The 10544-nt window shown below is 36.3% G+C and carries 8 protein-coding genes and 1 other annotated feature; of the genes, 1 reads left to right on the top strand and 7 read right to left on the bottom strand.

Going from position 1 to position 10544, the window contains the following annotated elements; genetic code table 11:
• Positions 1–144: 144 nt before the first annotated feature.
• From HPY74_09655 to trxA, 5 genes are all read right to left on the bottom strand, one after another.
• Complete coding sequence (locus tag HPY74_09655) at positions 145–828, bottom strand: helix-turn-helix transcriptional regulator (protein NSW90915.1); 684 nt, start codon at positions 826–828, stop codon at positions 145–147.
• A gap of 348 nt (positions 829–1176) precedes the next feature.
• Positions 1177–2346 carry an aminotransferase class I/II-fold pyridoxal phosphate-dependent enzyme gene (locus tag HPY74_09650; protein NSW90914.1) on the bottom strand — a complete coding sequence of 390 codons (1170 nt, stop codon included), beginning with the start codon at positions 2344–2346 and terminating at the stop codon, positions 1177–1179.
• Positions 2343–2846 (bottom strand): Lrp/AsnC family transcriptional regulator, encoded by a 504-nt coding sequence (locus HPY74_09645; protein NSW90913.1) that lies wholly within the window; start codon positions 2844–2846, stop codon positions 2343–2345. The genes HPY74_09650 and HPY74_09645 overlap by 4 nt, the downstream gene beginning before the upstream one ends.
• A 52-nt stretch (positions 2847–2898) precedes the next feature.
• Positions 2899–3189: a binding site (T-box leader), on the bottom strand.
• Positions 3190–3338: 149 nt separating this feature from the next.
• Positions 3339–3821, bottom strand: coding sequence for a DivIVA domain-containing protein (locus HPY74_09640; protein NSW90912.1), 483 nt, complete (start codon positions 3819–3821; stop codon positions 3339–3341).
• Positions 3822–4076: 255 nt separating this feature from the next.
• Complete coding sequence (gene trxA / locus HPY74_09635; GenBank protein ID NSW90911.1) at positions 4077–4406, bottom strand: thioredoxin; 330 nt, start codon at positions 4404–4406, stop codon at positions 4077–4079.
• A 292-nt stretch (positions 4407–4698) separates the two neighbouring features.
• On the opposite strand from trxA, the gene glgP reads away from it, so the two are divergent.
• Positions 4699–7263, top strand: a complete 2565-nt coding sequence (gene glgP, locus HPY74_09630; protein NSW90910.1) for an alpha-glucan family phosphorylase — start codon at positions 4699–4701, stop codon at positions 7261–7263.
• Positions 7264–7465: 202 nt separating this feature from the next.
• Here the strand turns inward: glgP and HPY74_09625 are convergent, their stop codons facing one another.
• Both HPY74_09625 and HPY74_09620 read right to left on the bottom strand, forming a co-directional pair.
• Entirely contained in the window at positions 7466–9616 is a 2151-nt protein-coding gene (locus tag HPY74_09625; GenBank protein ID NSW90909.1) for an FAD-binding protein, read from the bottom strand.
• 88 nt (positions 9617–9704) lie between these two features.
• Complete coding sequence (locus tag HPY74_09620) at positions 9705–10499, bottom strand: 3-ketoacyl-ACP reductase (protein ID NSW90908.1); 795 nt, start codon at positions 10497–10499, stop codon at positions 9705–9707.
• Positions 10500–10544 lie beyond the last annotated feature (45 nt).

The following is a 10544-nucleotide window of genomic DNA, read 5'->3' as shown; positions in this document are numbered from 1 at the left end:
AATATTTCAATGTAATTATTTTGCTTAGAACAGTTGATTTGCTTATCCCTCGTCGGATTAACAGGCTCTATAAGACTTTCCGCAATGTTACTTCCAGCATTTTCTTCAAAATTTGAAAATGCGCCCTTTTACTCTATTACTCTATTACTCCTTACCCTTATTAATAGATTTCAAAACATCAATAATGGAGTAGACGCTTTCTATGGGAAGTCCAGATTCTTGCATTTCCTTAGCAAGCCTTATATATTTCAAATTGTTTTTATTCATTACCCACTGAGCTAAATTAACATCCATATGATTTAGTGCAGCAGGTATAGTATAGTCAAAACCATGGTAATATTCTGCACCTAGTTGCTGCACCTCTTTCATATACATCTTTTTCTCCTGATGATATGTTTCAGGAGTATTGTGCCTATAGAAAAAAGACTCAGGGACTGACGCATATTGGGCCAATACTCTGATTGTACCGATAAAAGGCATTCTCTCTCCCTTGGTATAAAGCTCCAACATTTCAGGCGTTATCATTGTACCTGTTTTGCGGAAAATGTCCTTCGAAAATTCCTCAAAAGTTAAATTGCCTTTTATAAATTTAATGTTTTTAGCTACAGTCAAGACATTAATATCCTTGCATGAAACCCTTCCCAATAAATAGTCTACAGAAACTCCGAAAAAATCCGCAAGTTTCTTTAACACTTCATAGTCAGGTTCTCTCTTTGCAAGTTCATAGGCGGCTACCGCCTGCCGGGTAATACCAAGATACTCAGCAATATCTTTTTGGGATAAGTTGTTTTCCTCTCTAAGCTTTTTAATAATGGTTGAAAATGCTATATAACTCACCCCATTCTTTAAAAATATTCATACATATCTATGCAAATATTTATACATAATTTTACCATAACCCATAAATAAAAACAAATAGTTTTACATTTCCGGGCGCATTTTATTTTTATGAAGAAAATGCTTCCGGTAACTAAATGCTCCAAGTCTTAAGAGCCTGTAAATTCACTTCGGGGCAAATCAAACTCGCAAAATAATTTGAATGGGATTTAATAATATTTCAATGTAATTATTTTGCTTAGAACAGTTGATTTGCTTATCCCTTGTCGGATTAACAGGCTCTATAAGACTTTCCGCAATGTTACTTCCGACATTTTCTTCAAAATTTAAAAATGTGCCCTACATTCTTACCTTTCTTGCAAACCGTTGAATTCTTTTTAAGGCTTCAATAATATTCTCCATTGAGTTTGCATAAGTTGCTCTCACAAATCCCTCCCCACATTGGCCAAAAGCAGTACCTGGGACAACAAGGACTCTCTCTTCAATAAGAAGCCTTTCACAAAACTCTTCGGAACTCATTCCTGAACTTCTTATATCCGGGAAAACATAAAATGCGCCAAGAGGTTCAAAACAACCATAACCTGCTTTCCTGAACCCATCTACCATTATCCTTCTTCTCCTGTTATACTCCCTTACCATTGTATTTATATCACTGTCACTGTTTCTTAAAGCTTCAATCGCCGCCTTTTGAGCTGTAGTAGGCGAGGACATAATAACATATTGGTGAATTTTAAACATTGCACCTATTAAATCAGGATGTCCGCATGCATATCCCAATCTCCAACCTGTCATGGCATAAGCTTTTGAAAAACCGTTTATAAGAACGGTCTTTTCCTTCATCCCCGGAAAACTTGCTATGGATACATGTTTACCCTCATATGTCAACTCTGCATATATTTCGTCCGATATTACGATGATATTCTTATCTTTTAAAACCTCTACAATTTTAGCCAAATCCTCTTTTTTCATAACTGCCCCTGTCGGGTTATTAGGATAAGGAAGTACAAGTACTTTCGTGCGGGGAGTAATAGCTTTCTCCAAAAGGTCCGGGGTAAGCCTGAATTGATCTTCGACTCTAAGCTTTATAATTACAGGGGTTGCACCTGTAAATATGGTACAGGGTTTATATGCTACAAAAGAAGGCTCGGGAATAATCACTTCATCACCTGTGCCTACCAGTGCCCTAAAGGCTAAATCAATTGCTTCACTTCCTCCTACAGTAACAATTATTTCATTTTTAGGGTTATACTCTACTCCGAATTTCCTGTAAATATACTTGGAAATCTCCTCACGGAGCTCAATGTATCCGGAGTTTGGCGTATAATGGGTATGTCCTTTTTCTAAAGAATATATACCTGCCTCCCTTATGTTCCACGGTGTTACAAAGTCCGGTTCACCAATACCTAAAGAAATGACATTTTCCATTTCGTTTATCATATCAAAATATTTCCTTATTCCTGAAGGAGGCACACTTTTTACCAGCGGCGAAATCATTTCAACTATATTCATAGTATTACAACCTCCCTGTTGTCCTCTTCCTTACTCTCAAAAATTGTACCGTTTTCCTTATATTTCTTAAGGACAAAATGAGTAGATGTGCTCAAAACAGAGTCCAAGGGAGCTAACTTTTCTGCCACAAAAAACGCCACTTCTTTCAAGGTTTTGCCTTCAATTATAACGGTAAGATCAAAACCTCCGGACATAAGATAACATGCTTTTACTTCAGGATACCTGTAGATTCTTTCAGCTACTTTGTCAAAGCCTTCTCCCCTTTGGGGAGTTACTTTTACCTCAATTAAGGCGGTAACCGCTTCCTTAGGTATCTTTTCCCAATTAACAACTGTTTTGTATCCGGCTATGATATTTTTTTCTTCCAGTGCTTTTATTGCTTCTCTTACTTCATCAACGCTCCTGTTTAACATAACTGCTATTTGCTCTTCGGTATATTTACTGTTATTTTCTAATATTTCCAATATTTCTTGCGTAAAATCAATATCTTTTTTATCCATTGGTATCATCCCTCCTATAATTATAACTCAAATCAAAAAACCTCCGTCCCATACTAGGGACGAAGGTTTATTTCGCGGTACCACCCTATTTGATACTTAAAAAAACACAGGCCCTTTTTAATACTAGCCATAGCCACTTAAAGTATCCTCTCAATCAGCGCATTTTACGCCTATCCTCTATAACATGAGGAATTACGTCCTTCCCTACATTAAGGAACACAACCCTTATTTCTCAGGAGGCAACTCCAGGGCTGCTTTCTATATGGGAACTTGCCGGACTTCCACCACACACCGGCTCTCTTAAAAAGCTTCCATATATACTCTTCCCTATCATTGTCTTTATCTGTTTATTTACATTATTCTGTGTACTACAATACAATGCTATTTACATTCCTCATTTATTATTATACTTATATTATACTTAAACTAATCTAAGATTTCAAGTAAAATATCAATAAGAGCCCTCTGATCTCTCTATTCCATTTTGCTGTTTTACATCTCTTCTACCTCTGTTTTACCGTTTTCTATCTCTGTTTTGCCCTCTCCTTCACCAATAATTCCGCTAAGTTGGGCCTCATATTTTTTCAAAGTGGTAACAATACCTTTTTTAAGGGTACGCATTTCTTCCTTAATATCTACCAACTTTTCCTTTTCTTTTTCTATAATTTCCTCAATCCTATTTTTTTCCTCACTTGCCCGTCTTTTAGCTTCCTCTACAATGAGTTGTGCCTTTTCTTCTGCTTTAATAAGGACATCGGCTATTCTTGCCCTATCTTCATTTATCTGTTGTTCTTTTTGGGAAAGTTCACTATATTTGACCTTCAGTTCACTATTTTCGCTTTTTAATCTGGCAATTTCTTCTTCTTTTTCTTTTAATTTGCTTTCAAATTCCTGTAATATTTTTTCTATATATCTATTTACATCATCTTTATTAAATCCATACAATGACGTTCTAAAACGCTTTTCCCCGGACATTTCCACTACCCCCTTCTTTGTTATATATTCAATAGTTTTTTTTAAAATCCTTTTTTTTCAACAAAAAATTTTCATAATTCTTTAAGCTTTTAATCTTTTTAAGTAAATTTAAAGAAAAAAGCCATATCAATTTGATATGAATCAATTTGATATGACTTGACTTTTTAAATTGCCTTTTATACCACTACCTCTTTAACATACCCGATCTGTTGACAGGCACTGGTAAATATTTGAATATTCTCGCCACAATTTTATTTATAAATACTTATCAATTATGCTCTTAAATTCTTCTTTAGATCTTGCGCCTACAAGCCTTTCAACCATTTTTCCTTCTTTAAACAACATTATGGTAGGTATACTCATAATCCTGAACTTGGTGGCAAGTTCCCCTTCATTATCAACATTTACTTTTCCTATTGTTAGCTTATCCTGATATTCATCAGCTAATTGTTCTATAATAGGAACCACTAAACGGCAAGGTCCGCACCAATCAGCCCAAAAATCAACCAGCATTAATCCTTTAGACTTCATTACTTCTTGTTCAAAATTGTTTTTTGTAAGCTCTAATACTTTTTCATTTACCATAAACATCATTCCTTCCTAATGCTTTCAAATTTATATATATTTGATAATTAATAAACTATTAATATTTATTTTACCCCTTAATTCCTCTGTCAAACAAAATTATTTACAAAGCTGTGGTACAAAATTTATTGTTTTATCTTATAAATATCTTTATAATTTATATCAAAGAGAAAAATAATAATCTAAGGATAAAGAGATAAAAAGATAAAGATTGATAATATAAATGAATGGAAGAAAACTATATACTATACTGCCTATACTGCAACTATAAAATTTTAATTGGAGGATGTTTATGTTTTTAACGGGTAAAATTATAGTAACTCCAATACTTCCAAAAAGATTGGAAAAATTAAAAGATATTGCATACAACCTCTGGTGGTCATGGAATCATGATGCTTTAGATTTATTTGAAGATATTGATCCTGAGCTATGGAAGGAAACAGGAAAAAACCCTATCAGCTTCCTTCAGGAGGTAAGCAGCAATAAACTTGAAGAAGCTTTAAACAATAAGGTGTATATGTTAAAATACAATGAAGTCGTAAATGCGTTTGATTCATATATGTCGGACAATAATACCTGGTTTAACAAAAACTATCCGGATATAGGCAATCATAAGATAGCATATTTTTCAGCCGAATACGGGCTAAGTGAAATATTGCCTATATATTCAGGCGGACTTGGCGTTTTATCGGGAGATCACTGCAAATCTGCCAGCGATCTTGGTATTCCTTTTGTAGCAATAGGTTTGTTCTATAAACAAGGTTATTTCAATCAGCGAATCAATAAAGACGGGTGGCAGGAAACTATTTTTACTAACCTTAACATATCCAGGCTGCCTCTAAAGCCTGCTCTCAATAATGAAGGAAAACAAGTGGTTATCAGTGTTGAATTATCAGGAAGAATGGTTTATGCAAAAGTATGGGAAGTTAAAATTGGACGAATATCTCTTTATTTGATGGATACCGATATAGAACAGAATAATGAATCAGACAGATGGTTAACTGCACGTTTGTACGGTGGGGACCAGGAAACCAGGATTCAGCAGGAGATACTGCTGGGTATTGGAGGAGTAAGGGTTTTGGAGGCTTTGGGAATTAATGCAACAGTGTATCACATAAATGAAGGGCATTCGGCTTTTTTAAGCCTTGAAATTATAAGAAAACTTATGCAGGAAAAAAAGTTGTCCTTCAAAGCAGCTAAGGAAGTAGCCAGCGCCCATATAATTTTTACTACCCACACTCCTGTCCCTGCTGGAAATGATACATTTCCGCTGTATATGATAGATAAATATTTTAGTAATTATTGGAATCAATTAGGAATAAACAGGCATCAATTCCTTGATCTAGGTTTAAAAGTCAACGACAATCAAAACTTCAACATGACTGTCCTGGCTCTAACCATTGCAGGTAGAAAAAATGGGGTAAGTGAACTTCATGGGGCCGTTACAAGAAATATATACAGTAATTTATGGCCCGGGGTACCTGAAGATGAAGTTCCTATAACCCACATAACCAATGGAATTCATACTGTTTCCTGGCTTTCGCCCTCATTTAAAAATTTATACGATAAATATTTAAGTAAAGAATGGCAAGAGAGAATTCCCGAAAAAAACATATGGTTAAATGTAGATAAGATACCCGACAGCCAGCTTTGGAGTACTCACCTGCAGTTAAAAAAAGAGTTGATCGAATATTTGCGTAAAAAAATAAAAAAACAGAGAATATCCAACGAGTATTCCTCCGAAAGTATTAGAGAAGCAGAACATCTGCTTGATCCTAATGCATTGACTATTGGTTTTGCCCGCCGGTTTGCAACATACAAAAGGGCAAATTTGATTTTCAGGAATATTGAGAGAATTAAAGGTATTCTTAATAACCCCCGAATGCCTGTGCAAATTATATTTGCAGGTAAGGCACATCCGGCAGACAGGCCGGCCCATGAAGTTATAAAACATATTAATGATATAGCATCCCAAGAGGAATTTTCAGGAAAGGTAGTGCTTGTTGAAGATTACAATATGGAATTGGCACGTAAAATGGTCCAAGGAGTGGATGTATGGCTTAATAATCCCCGCAGACCTTTAGAAGCAAGCGGAACCAGTGGGCAAAAAGCATGCATTAATGGTGTAATTAATTTCAGTGTACTTGATGGCTGGTGGTGTGAAGGTTATAACGGTAATAACGGGTGGGTCATAGGCGACGATACTTTCTATGATGATGAGTATTACCAGGACAATGCAGATAGTGAATCATTGTATTACAACCTTGAAAACCATATTATTCCTCTATATTATAACAGGGATAGTAACGGAATACCTACAGGATGGATCAAATTGATGAAAGAATCTATAAAATCTCTTGTATACCGTTTCAGTACTCACAGGATGGTCCAGGATTATACAAATAAAATGTATATAGCTTCCTTAAAAAGGGTTGATAAAATCGTATCCAGCTATTATAGTTATGCCGTCAACCTGGCAGAATGGAAATCATACATTGAAGAAAACTGGTCCCAGGTATCCATATCCGGGGAAAAAACATTGAACCAACTTAAGGAATATAAGGCATATGCCCATGATTCAATCCAAATTTCTGCTAATGTAAATCTGGGTAATATAGACCCGTCAAATGTCAAAGTAGAAGTTTATTATGGAAAAGTAAACAACAACACCATTGAAGATCCCCAGATAAAGGAAATGAAAATGGTTGAAAAGACGGGTTCCTCTACCTGGCTTTACACTACTGAAATCAAGCTTGCCGATGGAGGCGAATACTCTTACACTTTTCGTGTAATCCCTTATCACCCTGATCTAATCAATAAGTTTGATACAGGGCTTATAAGGTGGGTAGTACAGTAGAGTGTAGCACGTAATGAATTTTGAATTTTGCAAAACATGGGCGCATTTTCTTTTTATGAAGAAAATGCGCCCATGTAAAAGTGTAAAAGCGTAAAGGCATAAAGACTTAAAAACTTAAAGCCACAAAGGGAAGGAAAGGAATAGAAGAATTGGCATGGTAGGGTAACGCTGCTACGCCCCCCTTTCCATGCCAATTCCGTTATTATTGTCGCTCAAACACCTTTTTACTTCTATAATCTCTCCAAACGTTTTCAAACCAATTATCAGTGTATGGAATTGGCCGAACAGGTTTCCATTCAGAAATCACATTTAAACAGCCTTCTTCCATTTTTAACTCTATTTCATTGACTACTCCGGATAATTGTCCATCATCCAACAAAAAGCGGAATATTTCAGGAAGGGTTTCTACAGGGAGTTTGCCATTATTATCCTGCACTAAGTAGGAACCTCTGCTTTTGCCTCCCTTGTCCATGTACTCTTTTATGGCATTCAAGTACACATATTGGGTTATGGCTATATCCCTGTTTTTAAAAGCTTCAGCCAGCTCCCTTAAAGAAGAGATTCTTGTATTACCGGCAAGCTCATCCAGTTCTTTTCTGCTTTCATCAATAGCTTTTAACACTTCTTTGTATGACCTTATATGAGCACCATATCTTGTCATTCTTTCCTGCATTCTTTTTCTGATTTCCATTACATTAGAATTTGATCCCAAGCCGAAATTTGAATCCAAGCCGGAATCTGAATTCGGATTAGTGTCTGGGTTGGGGTTTGAACCTGAACGCCCATTTGATATAAACTTATGGGCCAATTCTATCCTTTCAACAACCTGTCCTTTCACAATATTTACAAAATCCTCTACCGGCATAGGTCTATCGCCATAATTAGCCGCTATATACTGTGCAGCTCTTAAACTGCCTACCTGGGTTGAATTAAGGGCACTACCTCCTGGCCTGTAAACTCCAAATGTACCATTCACTTCACCTACAGGGAAAAAGTGTTTTACATTGCTCTCCCACCATATATTTCCTGCAAGGCCACCGTTGTTATGCTGGGCGCATACATCTATTTCCAAATATTCATTTTCTAAATCTATTCCGTTGTTTTTATACAATTCAATAGCAGGCTGGTTCATTTTTTTTAATCGTTGTATCGGAGTACCAAACAGGGCATGGGAATTTTCCAGGTATTTATATGCTTCTTCTCCAAGCAGAGAGAAATCCAATTCCCCATTCCTGCTTCCCCATGCAGGATTTTTAGTATAGTCCAGGAATACCTTTCTGCCTTTGATTTGCGTTTCATTATACACTAGTATATCTATTAACGATGAGCCAAAGTTTTCAATTTTTCTTGGGTCAAATGGCCACTGGTAACCTTTTAGAAATATTGCATCAAGCATGGCACCCGGGTTTGGGAAATACTCCTCAAGAAACTCCTTTTCATCACTGCCATCGGGTTTAGTTGAAACATATCTTGGTAAAACCTGCTGATATGTACCGGATAGGTTCCACCGGAATTTAACGGAAGCCAGGCCATATTGGGATTCAGTTAAATTAACTCCTTTTACTCCTGCTTCAAAAGCAATCCCTGAAGCACCTGTCTGGCTTTCAGGATAAACCGAAGTCAGGTACATTCCTGCCGGCCCTCCTGTAGCATAAATAATATTTCTACAGTTGAACAGTGTAAATCCCATATTGGGACTGTCTATATCATTCAGGTTAAGGGTTACAAGTCCTACAGCTTTTTTTTCAGCACAAATATCTCCATCCTTCTTTTCAACCCAAATATCCTTGCTCCTTCCTTCCTCCCTGTTTGCTTCTTCACTATGCGTTAAAATTCCTATTACAAGATACCCGTCAAAAATACTAATACCCTTCTCCCTAACCCTCTTCTCCAACCCCTCAGTCATAAATTTTGATGTTAACGGCCCTGCTGAAGTGGCACGTTGCCTGGGGTCATGGTCGGTCTTATAACCAACAAATTCTCCATATCTATTATGAGGAAAAGGAACGCCTAGTTCCACCAATTTGTAAAAACATCGTGAGGAAAGTGCAGCTTCTATTAAAGCTATATCGCCATGCATGCACCCGCCGTTAAACAGTGTTCTTGCCATATCCATAACTGAATCGGGTGTATCGCCGGCCATAGTTAATTTATAGTATGTTTGCTTATCCGAACCGGTATTTCGGGAAGTGCCCATATTTATCCCTTCTGTCACAATCGCAATATCCTTCTGCCCCAAGGAATATAAACTATCTGCTGCATTAAAACCGGCACAACCGGATCCCACTATTATAGTATTCAAGCTGTATACATCAATATCCAGGCCGCTTATGTTTACTTTCTTTTTATCCATACTTAGTTCAACCTCCCCTTTACTTATTCTTTATTACTTATAATTATAACAACTTTATACATTGCTACAGTATATAAATTGCAAATTGCTATAGCCTTCTTATATGGAATCCTCCATCCACATTAATAACCTCGCCGGTACAAAAATCAAGTTTCCCTGAGCAAAGTACCGAAATTGCATTAGCTACATCCTCGGGAAATCCCCACCGTTTTATTGGCGTCAACCCATTTGCTATAAGATTATCATATTTCTCTTTCACAACAGCTGTCATATCTGTTTTAATAATACCAGGCCTTATTTCGTAAACATTAATACCAAATTCAGCCAACCTATCGGCAAATAGCTTGGTTATCATACTTATACCGGCCTTGGATATACAGTATTCTCCTCTATTGGTGGAAGATGTATAAGCAGATATGGATGATATGTTTATTATTTTGGGCCGATAATTATTAATTTCATTGCTGTTAACAATATCAATCATAGTGTTTGCCACCAGCTGAGTTAGGAAAAAAGTTCCTTTGAGATTAATATTCAATACATAATCCATACTCTCTTCTGTTGTTTTAAGTATATCCAGCCTTACTTTTGGTGCAACTCCAGCATTGTTAACTAATACATCTATTCTGCCAAACTCATTCATGACTCTTTCAACAGTTTCTTTTCTGCTTTTTTCAGATGATATATCTCCTTTTATATACAGTACCGGCTGTCCTTTTTCCCTTACGATGTTTATTTTATCTACCACCTTATCTTCCTCTATTATGTCTACTATACAAATTGCATAGCCGTCTTCAGCTAACTGTACGGCAACGGCATTTCCGATACCCCTGGAAGCACCTGTAACAATAGCTGTTTTTTTATCAAATTTCTTATCAAACATTGTAATCCCCCCACAATATTTATTTATTTTAAATTAATTTATCTA

The sequence above is a fragment of the Bacillota bacterium genome, assembly GCA_013314855.1.
Lineage (GTDB): Bacteria > Bacillota > Clostridia > Acetivibrionales > DUMC01 > Ch48.
This window is presented reverse-complemented; position numbering and strand designations above follow the sequence as displayed.